We start from the raw sequence: 20618 nt of genomic DNA, 5'->3' as shown, positions 1-20618 counted from the left end.
CCCGGCCCCTCTGGGAGCCCGGCCACACACGGATCGACGGCGGCGGGTCACATGTCCGGCAGAGCGGTCAGAGCGGCCATCTGCTGCACCGCGACCTGGTCCGCGGCACCGCTGTACACACGGACCTCGTCGATGGCACCGGCGAAGTACTCACTCGCGCCGCGCAGCGAGCGCCCCACCTGCAGACCGCCGGTAGCGGGCCAGAGTGTGTTGTCCGTCCCGTACGCGCCGGCCACGAGCTGACCCTCGACATACAGCCGGACCGAGTCGGCGAACGCGTCGTAGACGACCGCCAGGTGCTGACCGGAAGTGCCGGTGTCGGGCAGTTCCTGGTTGTCCGAGAACGTGACGACCTGCGGAGCGGCGGCATCGGTCCTGGCGACGGCGAGTTCCCATTGCTGTGTCCGGGCCTGGTACCGCACCTGGACACGGTTGGCGTTCGCGCCCGGCAACGAGAACACCGTCTGGGACTTCTCCGGGTCGAGCGAGGTGAGCTGGGCTCGGGCGGAGATGGTGAAGCTGCTGTTTCCGTACACCGGCGCCGTCGCGGTGGACGCGTAGTCCCCGTCACCGTCCAGGACCAGGTTGCCGTCCCCGACCAGGGCCGCGATGTCGAACAGCGGATCGAGCGGCCGGTAGACCCTCGCGTTGCCCGCGAGGGTCAGCGCCTGGCCGCCACCGGTATCCGCGACGGTGTTGCCGGTCGCGGCGTCCAACTGCCAGTAGCCCTTGCGCTCCGGCCTGACCGTCATCAGCTCCGCGACCTGTGCCGACGGCAGGACACGGTCGAAGACCCGCACCTCCGCGAGATCGCCGGTGAAGTGGTCGCGGTAGCCGCTCTTGGCGGTGGCGCGGCCGATCTGCAGCGGACCGTACGACTTCCAGGCCGACCGGCGTCCGGTGAACGCCTTCGAGTCCTTGTTGACGTACAGCCGCAGCTCGGGGCCCTCGGTCTTCTGCGCGTCGTACACACCCGTCAGCAGGACCCACTGGTCCTTGACCGGCGTCACGCCTGTGGTGACGGCCTTCCACTCGCCGAGCGAGTCGACGTCATTGACGGGTACCGAGAACTTCCAGGTGCCCGCCGCGGCGTCGTAGCCCAGGGTGAAGCCGGGTTCGCCGGTGCCGTCCTGGCTGACCACCGCCATGTTCTTGTCGAGCGCGGTGGGTCTCACCCATGCGCTGACGCTGAAGCTCCTCGTGGTGTCCAGCACCGTCTCCGAGGCGTCGAGATAGGACTGGGGGGTCCCGTCGAAGCGCGCGGCCCGGTCGGCCTTGCCACCGGGGCCGTCCGCTCCGAAGCTGACCGCGCTCCCGGCCGTCGCGGAGAACTCCCCGCCTTCGTCGTGTGCCTCGACATCGCCCGCCTGGTCGGCGAGGTTCCATTGAGCCACCACCGGTGTGCCCTCGCTCACCAGGAACTCGTAGTGCGCCTTGCTGCTCGGGTGGTTGGCCCGGTCGACGGCGATCACGTCGACCCAGTGCCGGCCCGCCCGGGTCGGCATCCACTGCGTGGAGACCGCACCACCCGGCGCGGAAGGAAGGAGAGAAGCCGCCGGAGTGGCGTCGCTGTCGAAGGCGTACAGGTACTTGACGACGTCGGTGTCCGGGATGGAGTCATTCGGGTTCGGCGCGAACTTGAACGTGCCGTATGTACCGACGCCGTCGTGGTACACGGTGTCGGACGGATACTCCTTGGACAGCACGTTCGGCTTGCCCGGGAACGACTTGTCGTACATGAACTCGCAGCGCTGTGCGGCGTCGCCGTCGTAGCTCCACGGACCGTAGCCGTCACCGTCGTAGGCGCGGGCGCTCCAGTAGATGACGGTGTTCTGCGGGATCGACGACTTCACCGTGTGCGTGAACTTCGTACCGGTGGTCGGGGACAGCCAGTCGGGGCTCAGGTAGGTGTAGGACTTGGCCTCGCGCGTGGCGGGGTCGGTCCACTCGACCCTGAACTCCACCTTCACCTTGTCGGTCTGGCCGTCGCCGTGGTCCGGGTCGCTCGCTATGGCCTGCAGCATGGGCGGGACATCGGTGTACTCCCGACTCGATCCCCACTTGCAGAGGCCGCCAGGATCGGTGTACATGTCCGACTTCTTGATCTGACGGGGCAGGTTGTTGTACTTGACCGACAGATAGGCGTTGCCGCAGATCCGCTTCCACTCCGCGAAACGTGACTCGTCCGCGGCCCGCAGACCCAGTGTCATCGAGTTCCAGCCAGCCGCGGCGGCCGTCTTGACCTCGCTGGTCAGCTCACCGGTCGCACCGCTCTCGAAGTTCAGATTGGCCTGGCTGGAGCAGGACGTGGGGGAGATCGCCTTGTCGACCGTCTGCAGATGATCGTCCCAGTCGTCGGAGGTGTTCGACCAACTGCTCGACGAGGACAGGCTGTAGTTCTGTCCGCCTATCCGGTAGAGCTGGATCGGCTCCGCCGTCGGCGAGGCACTGTAGATGTGCTCCACCCGGGCCGAGAAGGTGGCGCCCAGGATCTGCTTGCCCTTGTAGAAGGACATCGGCATCGTGAACATCACCCGGCGCACGCCGACACCGTTGCAGGACACGGGGTTGTAGTCGGTGGGGCACTTGCCCGCGCCCGCACTGCCGGAGTACTTCCAGTCCTGCTCGCTCGGCATCCCCGACATCACACCCGTCCACGACGTACGCGACGTCGTGCGCTGGATGGGGTCGATGACGACCGGGAAGACCGTGTCCTCGTCCCGGAGGAGTTCCTGGTCCGGGACGAGGCTCAGCTTGTCCTTGGTCACCTCCACGTCCAGCCGCGCCACACGCCCACCGCCCCCGGGTCCACCGAGGGGCGCGTCGCGGACGTCGGCCGCGGCCGGCTTCAGGGACTTCGCAACCGCTTTCGGCCCGGCGGTCCTCGCCGCGGCCTCCGTCACGGCTGCCGAGTCCCACATCGCCGGCTTCCCCGCCTCGAAGACGGTGCCGCCCACCGCGGAGTCCTCGGCGACGATCGCCCCCGACCCGTTCTCCGAGATCCTCAGGCCGTCCGTGGCCATGCCCAGGTCGAGCCTCGCCAGCCTCGGATCGGCGGCCGCCTCCGGCGTCTTGACCACCAGCAGATGACCGAAGCCGTCCGCCTCGGCCCGCACGGTGAGGTCCACACCCGGCAGCGCGTCCGCATACGTCGCGGTGTCGCCCTCCACACGCGGCTCCGGCAGCTCGCCGTACGGCCACGTCAGTGAGAACGTCCGCCCGGCCCGACGCATCGTCACGAAGGGCTGAGCCGCACGGCCCGGGGAGAACGAGAGACCGACCGTGGCCGCCTTCGGCCCCCAACTGCCGTCCGCGCGCCTCACCAGGGTCGCGTCGACATCGACCCACTTACCGCCCTGAACCGTACGCACCGGATCGGTGTACTCCCGGGCCGTGAACGTGCCGTCCGGGGCAGCGAAGACCTCCCTGCGCTCCGTGCGCAGTCCGAGGACCTCGGTAGTCCGGCCGCTGTCCTTCGCGGCGGCCAGCGCCTGCTGCTCGGTCTGCACCGGCCGACCGGCGGCGACCGGTGACTGCGGGGTCGCCGCGTCACCGCTGTGCGGAAGGACCGTCAGGCCGCCCACCACCGCACCGGTCATGGCCGTCGCGACGGCGGCACGTCCCAGCGCCCATCGCCGTATCGGTCTCTGTCGTCCTGCGAACACGTGTCGCGTCTCCCCTTGGTGTGAAGCTGCCCGGTGCAGGCGGAGTTCGTCTCAGCGGACGGTGGCGCCGAAGGCGACGCCTTCGACCGGAAGGCCGTCTGCTCCGGGCCTGAACGTCTGCGTCGGCGCGCCGCCGGCGGCCACGTTCCACGGGAAGCCGTAGACCGCCCGGCCCTCGGCGGGGCCGTAGGGCACACCGACGTACAGCAGCGACGGGGTCGCGCCGAGGGAGAGACCGGTGAGCATGCGGGGGGCAGCGGCGGACGGAATGCCGTAGCCGGGTTCGATCCACTGGTCCGAGGCGCCGGCGGCGCCGACCATCGGGAAGATCTGTACGCCGCCCTTCTCCGGGTGTTCCTCGGACGACTCCTCACCGGGAACGCCGACCGCCAGCCGGGTGTTCGTCGCGGTGGAGGTGGAGTTCGGGGCGGAGTTGACGGCGGTGAGCCGCTGGCCGAAGAAGTCGCCGGCTTCCGACGCCTGGTCCACGTCGGCGGCGTTCTGGTCGACCCACGCGGTCTCGGTGTACGCGCCGCTCGCCGCGAGCCGGAAGATCTGGACGGCTCCCGCGTCCACGGTGGTCGACAGGTCCTCGCCGGGGACGCCGACCGCGATCAGCGACTCGGTGGTCGAGGTCGCCCCGGACGGACGGTAGGGGACCAGCGCGAGCGCGGCGCCGAACTGGTCGCCCACCTCCTCCCCACCGGTGACGTTGTCGCTGTCCTGCGCGAGCGCCCCGGTGGGCTTGGGGTAACCGGAGGTGAGGGCGTGGGTGAAGAGGCCCACCCCGCCCGCGAAGGTCACGGTACCGAGCGCCTCACCGGGTGCGCCGACCGCGAAGTGGGTCGGGGTGGCGGCGAGTGTGGACCCGTACCGGTCGTCCCGTTCGGCCGCACCGGCCACGGAACCGGCGACCTCCGTGTCCTGGGTGGTCATGGTGACCGTCTGAGCGGTGCCGCTCACGTAGTAGAAGGCGCCGGCGTCCTCGATGGTCCCCAGAGACTCCCCCGGAGAGCCGATGAGCAGGTACGGCTGGCCCGCCGAGGTCTTGCCGGCCGCGACCGCGTAACCGATCCAGTCGTCGGCCTCCGGGGCACCGCCCAGCGTCTTGTCGGTGCCCTGGTAGAACTCCTTGACAGGCCTGCTGCCCGCGTTCAGCCCGCTCGTCGAGCCGTAGACGACGTGTACGCCACCGGCGTCGGGCACGGTGCCGATGTCCTCGTACGGGGCGCCGATCACCAGATCGCTGCAGCCGTCGAGGTCTGCGTCGTAGACGGCAAGGGAGTAGCCGTACTGGTCACCGGTCTCGGGTGCGCCCGGGACGTTGGCGGGCGCCTGGGAGATGCTGGCCGTACCCTTACCGCCGCCGTAGACGATGTGCACCGCACCCGCCCGCGCCACACCGTCGACGGTCGCCTCCGGGTCGGCGATCGCCGTGTCCCTGACGCCATCCCCGTTGAAGTCCGACTCGACACCCGACGGACACGCGACGGCGGCTGCGGCCGGCGTCCCGCCCGTTCCGAGTCCCCATACGAGCAGCACCCCTGCGAACAGGGTCGCGGCAGTGCCGCGACCCGATTTCCCCACCCGCGCCACAACAACTCCGCAGCTAATGAATCCCTAAAGAAGGTCAAGGGATCATCTCTTCACGTGGAGTGCACCGGCAATACACAATCCGGCTTCACGCTGTGAAGATACTCACAGGTAATCCACGATTCTCGCTTGAATTGCACCGGAAATGACAAGTGTGGGGTGAATTCACGCCACTGTCCGGTGTATTCGGTTTGGCCGCTTTTCGTGCCGCGATGTTGCCGCTCAGCAACGCGTGGTTCGGCAGCTCTCGACCTGGGATATTTTGGGCCCGGATTACCCTCCCGAGATCAATGGGGCCAGATCGCCATGCCCTGGTAAAGGGAAGGCGAAGTTGCCGTCACCGGCTTGCGCGTACCTTCCGTACCGCTTTCCGGGCCGCTACCAGGACCGGGTCCCAGACCGGGGAGAAGGGTGGTGCGTAGCCGAGGTCGAGGGACGTCAGCTGCTCCACCGTCATGGCGGCGGTCAGGGCCACGGCCGCGATGTCGACGCGTTTGCCCGCGCCCTCGCCGCCGACGATCTGGACGCCGAGGAGGCGGCCGGTGTCCCGTTCGGCGATCATCTTGACGGTCATGGGGGAGGCGTCGGGGTAGTAGCCGGCCCGGCTGGTCGACTCGATGACGACCGACTCGTACTGGAGCCCGGCCCGGTCGGCGTCGCGTTCGCGCAGGCCGGTGCGGGCGATCTCCAGTTCGCAGACCTTGCTGACCGCCGTGCCGACGACACCGGGGAAGGTGGCGTAACCGCCGCCGGCGTTGGTGCCGATGACCTGGCCGTGCTTGTTGGCGTGGGTGCCGAGCGGGATGTACTGCTCCTGCCGTGAGACCAGGTTCAGCACCTCCACGCAGTCACCGCCCGCCCAGATGTCCGTGTGGCCGCGCACCCGCATGGCGAGGTCGGTGAGGAGTCCGCCGCGGGCGCCCAGCGGCAGGCCCGCCGCACGCGCGAGGCCGGTCTGGGGCTCCACGCCGATGCCCAGCACGACCACGTCGGCCGGGTACTCCGCGTCCCGCGTCTCCACCGCGCGGACCCGGCCGTCCGCGCCGGTCGCGAAGCCGGTCACCTCGGTGTCGTCCACCATCGTGATGCCCAGGCCCTCCATGGCCCGCCGCACCAGGACCCCCATGTCCGGATCGAGCGTCGCCATGGGCTCCGCGCCCCGGTTGACCACCGTGACCTCGAACCCACGGCGGAGCAGCGCCTCCGCCATCTCCACGCCGATGTAGCCCGCGCCGACGACCACCGCCCGCCGGCCCTCCGTACCGGCCAGCGTGTCGATCAGTGCCTGGCCGTCGTCCAGGGTCTGCACCCCGTGCACCCCGGCCGCGTCCGCCCCCGGCATGTCCGGTCGGATCGGCCGAGCCCCGGTGGCGATGACCAGCTTGTCGTACGAAGTCCAGGACTCGGTGCCGGACTCCAGGTCATGGGCGCGCACCCGCTTCCCCGCCACGTCGATCTCCGTGACCTCGGTGCGCAGCCGCAGGTCGATGTCCCGCGCCCGGTGCTCCTCGGGGGTCCGCGCGATCAGCTGATCGCGGTCCTCGACGGCGCCGCCCACCCAGTACGGGATGCCGCACGCCGAGTACGAGGTGAAGTGGGTGCGTTCGAACGCCACGATCTCCAGCTCGTCCGGTTTCCGCAGCCTGCGTGCCTGCGACGCCGCGGCCATCCCCGCGGCGTCGCCACCGATCACGACCAGCCGTTCCGGCCCCTCACGCTTGTCCATGTGAGCACGCTACGGGGCGCGCGAGCCTGACGTCGTGTCACTCGTGCTCGCCGGAGACCGGCGCGCCGCTCTCCGGCACCGGACGTGCCTGCGGCAGTGAGCCGGGGCCCGGAGTGGGCGCCGTACGGCGCGGCAGCCGGGACCGGATCACCCGGCGCCACAGGAACACCAGCAGCGCGAGCAGCGCCGCGAACGGCAGCACCACCCCCACGACCAGCGCGATCCAGCGCAGCATCGTCAGGAACGCGTGCCAGCCGCCCGACAGCGCGTCCAGGAAGCCAGGCGTGTCGTCAGCGGCGTCCGGGTGCGCGGCCCGCCCGGCCAGCGACAGAGTGATGGTCGCCAGGCCGGTGCGGTCCTTCAGCGACGCCTGCTGGGCCAGCAGCGCCTCCAGGTCGGCCTCCCGGCTGCTCAGCTCACCCTCCAGCGCGACGACATCGGTCAGTTTCGCCGCCCGGTCCATCAAGTCCCGGACCCTGGCGACGCTGGCCCGCTGGGACTTGATCCGGCTGTCCACGTCCACGACCTGGTCGGTGACGTCCTGCGCCTTCGCCGTGCGCCGCAGCAGCTTGCCGGTGCCCTGGAGCGAGCCGAGCACCTCCTCGTACCGCTCGGCGGGAACCCGCAGGACGACCCGGGTGCGCTCTCTGCCGTCGTCGTCCCGTTCGGTGCTCTCCTCGCCGACGTAGCCGCCCGCGTCCTCGGTGACCTGGCGGGCCTTGGCCAGCGCGCGGGACACGTCCCGCACCTCGACCTCCAGGGAGGCGGTGCGGATCACGCTCGGCGTGAGCCGCGACGGGCGGCGAGCGGACTTGCCGTTCTCGGCCGCGCCGCCGCCCGCGCCCTGGGCGGCGGTCGGGGCGTCGGCGTAGGACGACTTGGAGTCCCCGCCCGACTCGCTGCACCCGGCGAGCGCGAGCGAGGCGGCGAGCAGGACCCCGGCCAGGACCCGGACCTGTGTACGCATGTCTGTTACCCCCCGATGAGACGTGGTGTCCCCTCTTAGACGTCCCGGCCTGCGGGAACGGCCGCGTTCTCCGGTCCCGATGCGGTCACGGTCCGGTGACGTACCGGGCACCGGGACGGCCCGCGCGGTCTGAGAGAGTGGGAGCATGAGCGCAGCGAACCCGGGCCATGTCGTCGTCGTCGGAGCCGGTGTCGCCGGACTGGCCGCCGCCCACCGGGCGCTCGCGCGCGGCGCGCGGGTGACGGTGCTGGAGGCCACCGGCCGGGTCGGTGGCAAGCTGCTGCCCGGCGAGATCGCGGGCCTGAGGGTCGACCTGGGTGCCGAGTCGATGCTCGCCCGCCGCCCCGAGGCCGTGGGCCTGGCCCGCGAGGTGGGCCTCGGCGACCGCCTCCAGCCGCCCGCCACCGCGACCGCGTCGATCTGGACCCGGGACGCCCTGCGCCCCATGCCCAAGGGCCATGTGATGGGCGTACCCGGCACCGCCGAGGCCCTCTCCGGGCTGCTCACCGCCGAGGGCCTGGCCCGTATCGAGCGGGACACCGGACTGCCGCCCACCGAGGTCGGCGACGACGTGGCCGTCGGCGAGTACGTCGCCGCCCGGATGGGCCGCGAGGTCGTCGACCGGCTGGTGGAACCCCTGCTCGGCGGGGTGTACGCGGGCGACGCCTACCGTCTCTCGCTGCGCTCGGCCGTACCCCAGCTCTTCCGGGCCGCCCGCACCCACGACACCCTCACCGCCGCCGTCCGGGCCCTCCAGGCCAGGGCCGCCGAGGCGGGACAGACCGGCCCGGTCTTCCTCGGTGTCGAGGGCGGCGTCGGTACCCTCCCGCTCGCCGTCGCTGAGTCGGTACGGGCGCACGGCGGCGAGATCCTCACCCGCACCCCTGTGAGCGAGCTGCGCCGGGACGGCACCGGCTGGCGCGTCACGGCCGGGGACCGCACGATCCACGCGGACGCGGTCGTGGTCGCCGTACCCGCCCCCGCCGCGTCGGCGCTGCTGCGCGCCGAGGCCCCGGCGGCCGCCGCCGAGCTGGCCGCCGTGGAGTACGCCTCCATGGCCCTGATCACCCTCGCCTACCGCCGCGCCGACGCCGCCCTTCCCGGGGGCAGCGGCTTCCTGGTGCCGCCGGTGGACGGCCGCACCATCAAGGCCGCCACCTTCGCCTCCCAGAAGTGGGGCTGGGTCGGCGCCGAGGACCCGGACCTCCTGGTGGTGCGCACCTCGGTCGGCCGCCACCACGAGACCGAGATCCTCCAGCGCGACGACACCGGACTCGTACAGGTCGCCCGGCACGACCTGCGCGCCGCGACCGGCCTGGACGCCGAGCCCGTCGCCACCCGTGTCACCCGCTGGACCGACGGGCTGCCCCAGTACCCGGTCGGCCACCACGCGCGCGTGGCCCGCGTCCGCGAGCACATCGCCAAGCTCCCCGGCCTCGCGGTGTGCGGCGCGCAGTACGACGGCGTCGGCATCCCCGCCTGTGTCGCCAGTGCCTACGCGGCAGTCGACCAACTGGGTGGTGACCTCGCCGGGGTGCGCGAGCTGACGGCCAACCCGGTGCGCAGCCTGCACGGCGGAGCGGGAGAATAGGGGGCATGAGTGACGACGCCCCCACCACCGAGCCCGGCCGCATCCCGAACAAGGGCAAGCTGGCCAAGGACCTCAACGAGGTCATCCGCTACACCCTGTGGTCCGTCTTCAAGCTGAAGGACGTGCTGCCGGAGGACCGCGCGGGCTACGCCGACGAGGTGCAGGAGCTGTTCGACCAGCTCGCCGCGAAGGACGTCAAGATCCGCGGCACCTACGACGTGTCCGGGCTGCGCGCCGACGCCGACCTGATGATCTGGTGGCACGCCGAGACCGCCGACCAGCTCCAGGAGGCGTACAACCTGTTCCGCCGCACCAGGCTGGGCCGCGCGCTGGAGCCGGTGTGGTCGAACATGGCGCTGCACCGCCCGGCCGAGTTCAACCGCTCGCACATCCCGGCCTTCCTCGCCGACGAGACGCCCCGGAACTACGTCAGCGTCTACCCCTTCGTGCGCTCCTACGAGTGGTACCTGCTGGCCGACGAGGACCGCCGCCGCATGCTCGCGGACCACGGCAAGATGGCGCGCGGCTTCCCGGACGTGCGCGCCAACACCGTCGCCTCCTTCTCCCTCGGCGACTACGAGTGGCTGCTCGCCTTCGAGGCCGACGAGCTGTACCGCATCGTCGACCTCATGCGTCACCTGCGCGCCTCCGAGGCCCGCATGCACGTCCGCGAAGAGGTGCCGTTCTACACCGGCCGCCGCAAGTCGGTGGCCGAGCTGGTGGCGGGGCTCGCCTAAGCGCCCTTGCCCTTGACGGCGTCCCGCTCCGGGGTGCCGCGTCCGGCCGGCTCGGTGGGGCGCGGCTCCGGGCGTGGGGCGCAGGCGGCGCGGCGGCCGGGCAGGCGGCCCTCCAGTAGATATGCGTCCAGGTGGGCGTTGACGCACTTGTTGGGGCCGCCGCCGATGCCGTGCGTGCCCGCGTCCCGCTCGGTGACCAGCGTGGAGCCGGCCAGCCGCCGGTTCAGTTCCAGCGCCCCGTCGTACGGGGTGGCCGCGTCCCGCTCGGCGGCGAGGATCAGCACCGGCGGGGTATCGCCGGGGCCGGTGCGCACGTCCAGCGGGCGCTGCCGGGGCGCGGACCAGTAGGCGCAGGGCAGGTTCGTCCAGGCGTTGTCCCAGGTCTCGAAGGGCGCGGTGCGGGCGAGCCGGGTGTTGTCGCGGTCCCAGACCCGGAAGTCGGCCGGCCAGGGCGCGTCGTTGCACTCGACGGCCGTGTACACCGCGCTGCCGTTCTCCGCCTCGGTGGCCGTCTCCCGGCTCGGCGCGCCCAGCCGGACCAACGGCCCGGCGTCGCCCTTCAGATAGGCGGCGAGGGCGGCGGCCCGGCTCGGCCAGTAGTCGTCGTAGTACCCGGCCATCAGGAACGTGTTCTGGAGCTGGCCCGGACCCACCTTGCCGTCCGCCGGGTGGGCCTGAAGCCGCTCGCCGGCGGTGTCGTAGGAGCGCTGGACGGCGGCGGGGGTCGTGCCGAGGCCGTACACGTCGTCATGGCGGGCCACCCAGGCGCGGAAGTCCGCCCAGCGGTCCTCGAACGCGGCCGACTGGTCCAGGTTCTCCCGGTACCAGACCTTCGCCGGGTCCGGGTCCACCGCCGAGTCCAGCACCATCCGCCGCACATGACCGGGGAAGAGGGTGGCGTACAGGGCGCCCACATAAGTGCCGTAGGAGGCGCCCATGAAGGTCAGCCGGGACTCGCCGAGCGCGGCCCGCAGCACGTCCAGGTCGCGGGCGTTGCCGAGCGAGTCGTAGAACTCCAGCCCGCTGCCCGACCGTTCGGCGCAGCCGCGCGCGTACGCCTTCGCCCGCGCGATCCGCTCCCGCTTGTACGTCTCGGTGGGGTGGACCGGGGCCGGCGAGGGGGCCTTGTAGAACTGCTCCGGCTTCTCGCAGGACAGCGGGGCCGAGGGCGCCACCCCGCGCGGGGCGTAGCCGACGAGATCGTAGGCGGAGGCGATGCGCCGCCACTCGGGGATCACGCCGATCATCGGGAAGTTCAGGCTGGACGCGCCGGGGCCGCCGGGGTTGTAGACGAGGGCGCCCTGCCGTGGCACCTTCCGCTTGCTGTTGGCCGGGTCGCGCTGGGTGGCCGGCATCCGGCTGACGGTCAGCTCGATGTGCCTGCCGTCGGGGCGGGCGTAGTCCAGCGGGACGCGTACGGTGGCGCAGCGCATCCCGGCCGGGGCTTCGTCCGGGCAGGCACCGAAGCGCAGGCCGGCCGCGCGGGCACGGGCGGCGGCGACGGCGGTGCCGCGCGACTCGGCCGCGCCCGCCGCGCCGTGGGTGCCCGGGATGCCCGGGGTGCCCGGGGTACCGCCTGCCGGGGTCACGGCGAGACCGGTCAGCAGCAAGGAACCGGCGGCCGAGTACAGGGCGGCAGCTCTCATCGGGTATCCCTTCGGTGCGCGTCGGCGATGGCACGGCTGCCATGGCCCGGCGGCGACAGAAGGGATGTTTCGGAAGGGGCCTCGGGGAAGGCAAGCACCGGCACCCGTGTGTCGGCGTCAGTGCTCCCTGTGCGCCCCCGGCGCGTCACGGTGGGTGAACGCGGCGCGCAGCTCGGGCTCGTTCAGGGCGCGCACGCCCCGCACGGCGAGCCGGGTGAGGAAGGAGCCCTCGCCACCGTCCCCTTCTTCCCGTTCTTCCCGTTCTTCCCGGTTCCTTCCCGGTCCCTTCCCGGCCGGGCGCCGGGCCATCTCGCCGAGGAGCCGCTGCCCGGTGGGGGAGGCCCAGCGCGGATACGGGTGCACCTCGACGCGGGCGATGGCCAGAGCGCTCAGGGTGAGGACGAGGGGCAGCACGAACCACAGGGCGATCTGGAAGCGCGGCAGGTCCACCGGGACCGGCATGAGCAGCGCGGTCGTGCCCAGCCCGAGCACGGCCACGGCGGCGGCCCGCACCTGGCGCACCCCGGCGGCCACCGTCGTCCCCGTGTCGGAGGGGACCGCGAGCCCCGCGCTCACCAGCCGGTCGGCGAGCCGCTGCACGGCCTCCGCACCGGCCGCCGCCGCCCGTACCGTGGCGATCCGCGACTGTCCGCGCGGACCGATCGCGCCGATGACGGACCGCTCCATCTCGTCCCGTCCGAACGGGTCCACCACGGTGGCCCAGCCGGTGTGCGCGAGAAGCAGCCGGCGCTGCCGGGCCATCCGGACCATGACGAGGTCGGCGACACGCGAGGGGCCGCCGGACAGGAACGCCGTCTCGTACAGCGTGAGTTCGTGGTCCTGGCCGCTCTTCCGCGCCGCGCGGTCGGCGGCGGTCGCGCGGACGGCGGCCAGGCAGAGCCGGGTGCAGGCGATGGCGGCGAAGGCCCAGGCCGGAAGCAGGAGGAGGACCCAGAACATGAGCTGTTCTTATGTCAACGGCTCCTGAAAAACCATGGCTTGTTCAGTATCCGGACAGACCGTTGCCGGTAGGTGGCGTTCCGCTTCTGTCCCGGGCGGGCTCAGCGCCGCCCCGGCAGTACCCGTCGGGCCAGCCGGGCGGCCGGGCCGGGCGTACGGGGCGCCGGGCCCGCGCGGTCGAGCCACCACTCGCGCAGCGCCCTGCGCGCCCGAGCGTCCGCCGGGCGGCCCGTCTTGAGGAGCTGGGCGGCGAAATCCAGCGCGTCCTGGCGGTAGCCACCGCGCATCGGCCGGGTGTGCGCGTAGCCGAGGAACGCCTCGCGGTACCCGGCGCCGAGGATCACCGGCAGCTCGGGCGCCACCTTCGCCACCACGTCCGCCCGCTTCGCCGCGAGCACCCGCGCTTGTACGCCCATCCGTCCCCGGTCGAACCCCTCGGGCAACGGCGTCCCGGCCACCAGCGCCGACAGTACGGCGGTCTGCGCGACGGCCACCCGCTGCCGCGCCTCGGCGGAGGCGTCCGGCGGAACGGGGACCGCCGTGCCGGTGGCGGACCGCGCGACCCCGCCGCCCTTCTCCACCGCCTCCCCGATGCGGGTCAGCTCCCTCTCCAGCTCGGCCGGTTCCGGGAAGTTCTCGTCCCGCTCCAGCAGCACACCGGGCGGTGCGACCCTCGACGCCAGGCCGGTCAGGATCTCCAGCACCGAAGGCGGTACGGGATGGGCGTGGCTGTCGTGCCAGACGCCGTCCCGCTCGAAGCCGCCCGCGACGTGCACGTACGCCAGCGCCTCCAGCGGCAGCCGGTCCAGCGCCTCGGCGGGGTCCTCGCCCCGGTTGACGTGGTTGGTGTGCAGGTTGGCCACGTCGATGAGCAGCCGTACACCGGTCCGCTCGACCAGCTCGGCCAGGAACTCGCCCTCGCTCATCTCCTCGTCCGGCCAGGAGAACAGGGCGGCGATGTTCTCCAGTGCCAGCGGGACCGGCAGCGCCTCCTGGGCGATGCGCACGTTCTCGCACAGCACGTCGAGGGCGTCCCGCGTGCGTGGCACGGGCAGCAGATGGCCCGCCTCCAGCGACGGCGACGCGGTGAGCGGGCCGCCCGCGCGGACGAACGCGATGTGCTCGGTGACCAGCGGCGCCCCCAGCGCCTCGGCCCGCTCCGCCAGCGCCCGCAGCCGGGCCTCGTCCGGCCGGTCCGCGCCGCCGAGGCCGAGGGAGACCCCGTGCGGGATCACCGTCACCCCGCGCGCGAGCAGCCGCAGCAGCGACTCGGGGAGATGGCCGGGGCAGACGTTCTCCGCCACGACCTCCACCCAGTCGATCCCGGGCATGACCGCCACGGCGTCCGCGATCTCCGGCCGCCACCCGATCCCCGTCCCCAGCCGCATCCCCGTCCCCCTCCTTCGGTTGACGGGGGTATGGCCCCGGCGGGGGCGGATGAACCGCCGGGGCGGCGGGTTCAGAGCAACATTTGAGGTTCTCCGGTCAGCGGAGCGCGGGGTGGTCGGCGACCACCGTGGCGGAGCCCGGGGCGATCTCGGTGAAGCCCGCGTCGCGGACCAACGGGAGCCTGCTGCTGGTGAGTTCGCGCCAGTGCTCCGGGGTGGCGGTGCGGACGGTGAGGGGGTACCCCGCACTGCGCCAGGCGTCGCGGGCCTCGTCGGACAGCGCCCACCAGGCGAGCTGGGCGCCGTGGCCGGCCTGGGCCATCTCCTTGCCGGCCGACATCTCCAGCTCCGGGTTGAGCCAGAGCACGGGGGCGGTGCGGTCGGGGCCGGCCGGGGGTCCGGGGTCGTCCAGCTCGGTGCCGGAGACCTGGAGCTTGGCCAGTTCCCTGGGCCAGCCGTCCAGCGGGACCGGCGGGAAGACCCGCACCTCGGCCGAGGCGCCGGTCACCGTGATGCCGGGCAGCTCCGCCGCGCGGCGCCACTCCGCGCCACGCGCCCGCCGGACCACCTTGCGGATACGGGCGTCCTCCCAGTCCCGTACCGCCTCGGCCCACTCGCCGTCGCCGCGCGCCCGCTCGTCCCCGAGCAGGACGAGCACGGCGCGTGCGGCGGTCTCCAGCGCGTCGGTACGGGCGGGCGGCGCGCTCCTCTCGATCCGTACGACGAGGGGCAGCACGAACTGCGGGGCCTCGTCGCGCGGGGTGGGCTCGGTCTGGAAGGGGCTGTCGCCGGGGGCGGCTGGAACATGGCTCACGTCGACCCACCCTACGAGCAGCGCGGCCCCGGTCAGCGCGGGGTGCCGGACTCCCGGATCAGCTCCGAGACCTTCACGAACCGGTAGCCCTGCTCGCGCAGCCGCGGCACCACGGCGCGGACGACCTTCTCGGTCGTCGGGGCGGCGCTGCGCGTGCAGTGCATGACGACCACCGAACCGGGCTTCACCCCGCCCAGCACCTGGCGCACCACCGCGTCGGCGTCCGTGGCGAACGCGTCGCCGCTGACCACGTCCCACTGCACGGCGGTGACACCCGCGCCGCTGATCGCGCGCAGCGCGTCCCGGTCGTAGCAGCCGCCGGGGAACCGGAAGTACGGCATCGGGTTCGGTACGCCCGCCTTGCGCAGGGCGCCGTACGTGCGCTGGACCTCCGTCAGCTTGCCGTCCCGGGGGACGGTCGGCAGGCCGTAGCAGTCCCCGGTGAACGCGTAGTGGCTGTAGGAGTGGTTCGCCACCTCGAACCGGGCGTCGTGCCCGAGGGCGCGGGCCTGGTCCGGGTACTCCTCGGCCCAGCGGCCGGTCATGAAGACGGTCGCCGGGACCTTCAGCGTGCGCAGGGCGCTGATCAGGCCGGGGTTGTCGAAGCGCTCACCGGCGGCGGCCCGGGGCCCCTCGTCGGCGGTCATGTCGGCGTCGAAGGTCAGCGCGACGGTCTTGCCCCTGTCGCGGGGGCCGTGCTCGAACACGGGGGTGAGCCCGCCCGGACCCGCCGCCATGGTGGGCGGGCCGGCCGGGGACGGGGAGGCGGAGGACGCGGAGGCGTGGGGCTGGGCGTGGGCCGGGCGCTCGGGCCCGGCGGGGTCCGCGGTACCGCAGCCGGCGAGGGCCGCGCCCAGGGCGCAGAGGGCGGTGATACGGCGTGCGAGTGCAATCACCGTATGAAAATAGGGCCGCCAGACAGTTCATATGTTCATGTGCCTACCGACGCGGCGAGACGGTCACCCGCGCGGCGTCTTCGGGGGAGTCGGCCGGACGGTGTTCGGGGAAGCGGTGCCTAGCGCGGGCCCGGGGGGCCGTCCGGGCTGCCGAGCCGCTCCGGGGGCTGGTCGAGGATGGCGCCGAGTTCCGGGGTCTTGGTGAGGGCGTCGAGTTCCGGGGTCTCGGAGAGGGGGACGGGCTCCGTCGGGGTGGCCGGTTCCTCCGGCTTCGCGGACTGGTCGGGCTTCTGGTCGGCGGGTGCCGGGTCCCGGGCGCCGCGTTCCAGGAAGTGGAGCAGTTCCACCGGGATGGGCAGGACCAGGGTCGAGTTCTTCTCGGCCGACACCGCCATCACGGTCTGCAGCAGCCGCAGCTGGAGGGCCGTCGGGGTGTCCGCCATCTGCTGCGCCGCCTGGGCGAGCTTCTTGGACGCCTGGTACTCGGCGTCCGCGTTGATGATCCGGGCCCGGCGCTCCCGGTCGGCCTCGGCCTGGCGGGCCATCGACCGCTTCATGGTGTCCGGCAGGGACACGTCCTTGATCTCCACCCGGTCGATCTGGACGCCCCAGCCGACGGCCGGGCTGTCGATCATCAGTTCCAGGCCCTCGTTCAGCTTCTCCCGGTTGGACAGCAGATCGTCCAGATCGCTCTTGCCGATGATCGACCGCAGCGAGGTCTGCGCCATCTGCGAGACGGCGAACCGGTAGTCCTCCACCTTCACCAGCGCGTCCGTCGGCTCGACCACCCGGAAGTACACCACCGCGTCCACCCGCACGGTGACGTTGTCCCGCGTGATGCCCTCCTGCGCCGGGATCGGCAGCGTGACGATCTGCATGTTCATTTTGTGCAGCCGGTCCACGAACGGGATGATCAGCGTCAGTCCGGGCGCGCGCGGCTCACCCGTGATCCGCCCCAGCCGGAACAGCACTCCTCGTTCGTACTGCTTGACGACGCGCATGGCCGCGGCCAGACAGATGAGACCCAGCGCGCCGAACACCGCTATGAGTGTGATCGCGATTTCCAACATGGTCGCCCCCCTCACGGAGAGGTCCGTTCCGTACCTTACTCAACAGTACGTCCGGGATGTGCGAGAAAGCCATGGTCTGGGTTGGTCCTTGCGTCCCGTGGAGCAGGACGGGGGCGGCGCTGGTGGGACCGCTCCCGTCGCCCCGGGCCCGTCAGCCGCGTTCGTGTGTCAGCCGGCCGGTGTCCCGGTCCGTGCGCCTGCCTCGGCCGACGAGGTCAGCCGCACCGGCTCCGTACCGGCCGCGCTGTGCCGCTCGGCCGCAGGTGCGGCGCGCGCGATATGGGACCGCGCCCGGCCGTCGGCGCACTCATAGGGCTTCGAAGGTGTCGGTGTCGGGGCGCCGGCCGAACGCACGGGCGTAGTCGATGAGGGGCTGCGTGATGTCTGGACTCCTCCTGGTGCGTCTCGACGGCGCATCGGACTCGCACGACTGTGGTGGAGGAGCGAGCCCGCCCCGGAGGAGCGAGCCCGCCCCTCGGCAGCGGAAGACCTGAAGGACTGCCGGGGAACGGGTTCCGGAGGATCGCGTGACGTGGGCGTCCGGGAGACCCGGACCCGAGGGCGGCGCGGGCTCGGCCGCCCACCGGGATATGAGGGGGCGCTCCGGCGCGGGGGTGGGCGCGGTGCCGCGCTGGCGGTGCCGGTCGGCGTGGGCGGCGACGGGGGGTGTCTTCGAGCGGCGGGGTTCGCGAGCGGTGTCCGCCCTCTCGCCCGCCGGCCGGACGGCGAAGGCCACACCCGGCGAGCCGCTTCGCGGGGTCAACGGCGGGTTACAGGCAGCAGGAAGCGTGAAAAAAGGCGGGTCAAGTGGCTGAAATCAGCGCTTGACCCGCATAGGTTGATGGGATGTCAGAAACAGGTTGGCCGGTCGGTTACTCCGCCACCAGGGTCTTGGCGTCGCGCGCCAGTGCGGTGAGCCGGGAGATCGCGCGGAAGTACTTCTTGCGGTAACCGCCGTTCAGCATCTCCTCGCTGAACAACTGGTCGAATGGCAGCCCGGAGGCCAGCACCGGGACCTCGCGGTCGTAGAGGCGGTCCGCCAGCACCACCAGCCGCAACGCCGTCGACTGGTCCGGCACCGGCCGCACATCGGTGAGGCACACCGCGCGCAGCTCGTCGGTCAGCGCGCCGTACCGGCTCGGGTGCACCTTGGCCAGGTGCTCCAGCAACTGCGGGAAGGCGTCCAGCGAGGCGCCCCCGGCGCGGTACGCCGCCTTCGTCACCTGCTCGTCGGAGTACGGCGCCGGAGCCTCCGGCAGACCGCGGTGGCGGTAGTCCTCGCCGTCGATGCGCAGGGCGCGGAAGTGCGCGGACAGGCCCTGGATCTCGCGCAGGAAGTCGACCGCCGCGAACCGGCCCTCGCCCAGCTTGCCGGGCAGCGTGTTTGAGGTGGCGGCCAGCGCCACACCCGCCTCGACCAGCTTGCCGAGCAGACTGGAGACCAGCACCGTGTCACCGGGGTCGTCCAGCTCGAACTCGTCGATGCACAGCAGGGCGTGGCCGGACAGGGTCCGTACCGTCTGCTGGAAGCCGAGGGCGCCCACCAGGTTGGTCAGCTCCACGAAGGTGCCGAACGCCTTGCGGGAGGGCTCGGCGGGGGTGGCGTGCCAGAGCGAGGCGAGCAGGTGGGTCTTGCCGACGCCGTAGCCGCCGTCCAGGTAGACACCGCGCGGGCCGGCCGGGGACTTGGCCTTGGCCCGGCCGAAGCCGAACAGGCCCCGCTTGCCGGCACCGGGCCGGACAGCCCCGCCGAGTCCCGCAGCGAAGCCCTCCAGCACGCCCACGGCGTCGGTCTGGCTGGGCTGGTCCGGGTCCGGGACGTAGGTGGCGAAGCGCACCGAGTCGAAGCGGGGCGGCGGCACCATCTCGGCGACCAGACGGTCGGCCGGGACGTGCGGCTCGCGCGCGCACAGGGACAGCGGACCCGCTTCGGTCAGCGGGCTGGAGCCGGAGGCTGCGGTGGAGGACACGATTACCCATGCTAATCGCCATGTCACACTGCACGAATGCGACGCCTGTTCCCTGTGATCGACGAAACGGCAGCTCGGGCCCCTGACCAGGCGGGTGTGCAGCCGGACGGGCCCGGTGAGTGGAGCCTCGCCGAACTGGCCGCCGCCTATGCCTATCCCGCCGCCTGTTCCGCCTCGGGTGACGGCGGGCCCCGCGCCTGGCTGCGGGCCAACATGGTCTCGACCCTCGACGGCGCCGCCCAGCACGACGGCCGCTCCCAGCCCATCTCCTGCCCCGCCGACATGCGTGTCTTCGGCACGCTGCGGGCTCTCGCGGATGTCGTCCTGGTCGGTGCGGAAACGGTTCGGCAGGAGGGATACCGGCCGGCGCGCGCACGGGCCGAGTTCGCGCGGGCGCGCGAGGCCGCCGGACAGGGGCCGGCCGCAGCCGTCGCCGTCGTCTCCGGCGGCCTCGACCTGGACTTCTCGCTGCCGCTGTACACGTCGCCGCTGGTCCCCACGGTCGTCCTCACCGGTACGGACGCGCCCGCCGACCGGGTGGCCGCCGCCGAGCGGGCCGGGGCGCGGGTGATCGTCGCGGGGGAGGGGCGGCGGGTCGATCCCGTCCGGGCCGTGGATGCGCTGGCCGGCCTCGGGTACACCCGGCAGCTCACCGAGGGCGGACCGCGGCTGCTGGGGCAACTGGTCGCCGCCGGCGTGCTGGACGAGCTGTGCCTGACGCTGTCGCCCATGCTCACGGCCGGTGACGCGCAGCGCATCGCGGGCGGTCCCGCTGTCGCGGTGCCGAGCCGATTCGCGCTGGTGTCCCTGCTGGAGGAGGACGGATTTCTGTTCGGGCGGTACCGCCGCCCCCGAAACAGCGGAATCTACCGCTCCGTTTAGCCCGCGCGGGGCACACTTAGTCGCGTACTCCCCGTGCGGTAGCGGGGCAGGATGGTTTCCGCAGGGCCTTTTCGGGCCAACGGAGGACAGAGGGTCACTAGGGCCCTCGAAGGAGAAGAGGCGGCTGGTGTTCACAAGCGTTCTGATGATCGAGAAAGCCCTGACGTCGGCCGACGTGGAGTTCGTCACGACCTTGCACGGTGACGAGCCGGTCTTCTTCCATGTGCTGCTCCAGCCGCGCGGCGATCAGGCGGACCGCCTGCTGCGGGCCATCGACGACATCGCACTCGGCGAACTGGACGAGGCCGTCCACGAGGGCGACACCCCCGAGGGTCCGGACGCCCGGAGCGTGGCGGAGAAGGCGCTGGAGGTGTCCCTGCGGGCGCTGCGCGCCGCCGGGAGCCGGGCGGAGGGAAGACTCGTGGAGGACCACCCGCTGGACGCGCTCAAGGCGCTGGTCGCCGAGGTGCACGCCGACGAGGTGATCGTGCTGACCGACCCGCACTACGTGGAGGAGTTCTTCCACCGCGACTGGGCCTCCCGCGCCCGCCACAAGGTGGGGGTACCGGTACTGAAACTGTTCTCCCACAGCAAGGCGTAGCCCCTCGGGGCTACGGCGGCCGGCCGGGCATCGGGCACGCGACGGAGGTGCCCGGTGTCCTCGGCCGCGTGGCCGGGGCCGGCGTCGCGCACCCGGCAGGCCCCACCCGGAC

General features: G+C 72.3%; 15 protein-coding genes. 4 read left to right on the top strand and 11 right to left on the bottom strand.

Going from position 1 to position 20618, the window contains the following annotated elements:
- Nucleotides 1-47 precede the first annotated feature (47 nt).
- The 4 genes from ACFWN1_RS14055 to ACFWN1_RS14040 all read right to left on the bottom strand — a co-directional run bounded on the left by ACFWN1_RS14055 (nucleotide 48) and on the right by ACFWN1_RS14040 (nucleotide 7951).
- Entirely contained in the window at nucleotides 48-3599 is a 3552-nt protein-coding gene (locus tag ACFWN1_RS14055) for a LamG domain-containing protein (protein WP_384361053.1), read from the bottom strand.
- Between the two features lie 117 nt (nucleotides 3600-3716).
- Nucleotides 3717-5207 (bottom strand): integrin alpha, encoded by a 1491-nt coding sequence (locus ACFWN1_RS14050; RefSeq protein WP_384361050.1) that lies wholly within the window; start codon nucleotides 5205-5207, stop codon nucleotides 3717-3719.
- A 388-nt stretch (nucleotides 5208-5595) separates the two neighbouring features.
- Nucleotides 5596-6984, bottom strand: a complete 1389-nt coding sequence (locus ACFWN1_RS14045) for an FAD-dependent oxidoreductase (protein ID WP_384361047.1) — start codon at nucleotides 6982-6984, stop codon at nucleotides 5596-5598.
- Nucleotides 6985-7021: 37 nt separating this feature from the next.
- The gene (locus ACFWN1_RS14040) at nucleotides 7022-7951 is read right to left on the bottom strand and encodes a DUF4349 domain-containing protein (protein WP_384361044.1); all 930 of its coding nucleotides are present in this window, start codon (nucleotides 7949-7951) and stop codon (nucleotides 7022-7024) included.
- A gap of 145 nt (nucleotides 7952-8096) precedes the next feature.
- Here ACFWN1_RS14040 and hemG point away from each other — a divergent pair, with 145 nt between their 5' ends.
- Both hemG and hemQ read left to right on the top strand, forming a co-directional pair.
- Nucleotides 8097-9542 carry a protoporphyrinogen oxidase gene (gene hemG, locus ACFWN1_RS14035; RefSeq protein ID WP_384361041.1) on the top strand — a complete coding sequence of 482 codons (1446 nt, stop codon included), beginning with the start codon at nucleotides 8097-8099 and terminating at the stop codon, nucleotides 9540-9542.
- Nucleotides 9543-9547: 5 nt separating this feature from the next.
- Nucleotides 9548-10279 carry a hydrogen peroxide-dependent heme synthase gene (gene hemQ, locus ACFWN1_RS14030; RefSeq protein WP_384361038.1) on the top strand — a complete coding sequence of 244 codons (732 nt, stop codon included), beginning with the start codon at nucleotides 9548-9550 and terminating at the stop codon, nucleotides 10277-10279.
- Here the strand turns inward: hemQ and ACFWN1_RS14025 are convergent.
- The 7 genes from ACFWN1_RS14025 to zapE all read right to left on the bottom strand — a co-directional run bounded on the left by ACFWN1_RS14025 (nucleotide 10276) and on the right by zapE (nucleotide 19026).
- Nucleotides 10276-11925, bottom strand: a complete 1650-nt coding sequence (locus ACFWN1_RS14025) for an alpha/beta hydrolase (RefSeq protein ID WP_384361035.1) — start codon at nucleotides 11923-11925, stop codon at nucleotides 10276-10278. The two genes, hemQ and ACFWN1_RS14025, sit on opposite strands and share 4 nt — an antisense overlap.
- 117 nt (nucleotides 11926-12042) lie before the next feature.
- Nucleotides 12043-12885: a TIGR04222 domain-containing membrane protein gene (locus tag ACFWN1_RS14020; protein WP_384361032.1), complete on the bottom strand. Its 843-nt coding sequence runs from the start codon at nucleotides 12883-12885 to the stop codon at nucleotides 12043-12045.
- 101 nt (nucleotides 12886-12986) lie between these two features.
- Nucleotides 12987-14273, bottom strand: a complete 1287-nt coding sequence (locus ACFWN1_RS14015) for a DUF692 domain-containing protein (protein ID WP_384361029.1) — start codon at nucleotides 14271-14273, stop codon at nucleotides 12987-12989.
- Nucleotides 14274-14370: 97 nt separating this feature from the next.
- Nucleotides 14371-15087, bottom strand: coding sequence for a peptidyl-tRNA hydrolase (locus tag ACFWN1_RS14010; RefSeq protein ID WP_384361026.1), 717 nt, complete (start codon nucleotides 15085-15087; stop codon nucleotides 14371-14373).
- Nucleotides 15088-15119: 32 nt separating this feature from the next.
- Nucleotides 15120-15983, bottom strand: coding sequence for a polysaccharide deacetylase family protein (locus ACFWN1_RS14005; protein ID WP_384361023.1), 864 nt, complete (start codon nucleotides 15981-15983; stop codon nucleotides 15120-15122).
- A 119-nt stretch (nucleotides 15984-16102) separates the two neighbouring features.
- A complete protein-coding gene (locus ACFWN1_RS14000) occupies nucleotides 16103-17053 on the bottom strand; it encodes a slipin family protein (RefSeq protein WP_384361020.1) in 951 nt (316 codons plus the stop codon).
- Nucleotides 17054-17925: 872 nt separating this feature from the next.
- Complete coding sequence (gene zapE / locus ACFWN1_RS13995) at nucleotides 17926-19026, bottom strand: cell division protein ZapE (protein ID WP_384361074.1); 1101 nt, start codon at nucleotides 19024-19026, stop codon at nucleotides 17926-17928.
- Nucleotides 19027-19059: 33 nt separating this feature from the next.
- Between zapE and ACFWN1_RS13990 the strand changes: the two genes are divergently transcribed.
- Together ACFWN1_RS13990 and ACFWN1_RS13985 are read left to right on the top strand one after the other, a co-directional pair.
- Nucleotides 19060-19905, top strand: a complete 846-nt coding sequence (locus ACFWN1_RS13990) for a pyrimidine reductase family protein (RefSeq protein ID WP_384361017.1) — start codon at nucleotides 19060-19062, stop codon at nucleotides 19903-19905.
- 127 nt (nucleotides 19906-20032) lie between these two features.
- Nucleotides 20033-20506 (top strand): indole-3-glycerol phosphate synthase, encoded by a 474-nt coding sequence (locus ACFWN1_RS13985; protein ID WP_384361014.1) that lies wholly within the window; start codon nucleotides 20033-20035, stop codon nucleotides 20504-20506.
- Nucleotides 20507-20618 lie beyond the last annotated feature (112 nt).

Origin of the sequence: Streptomyces sp. NPDC058459 (genome assembly GCF_042721685.1) — a bacterium.
Taxonomy (GTDB): Bacteria; Actinomycetota; Actinomycetes; order Streptomycetales; family Streptomycetaceae; genus Streptomyces.
This window is presented reverse-complemented; position numbering and strand designations above follow the sequence as displayed.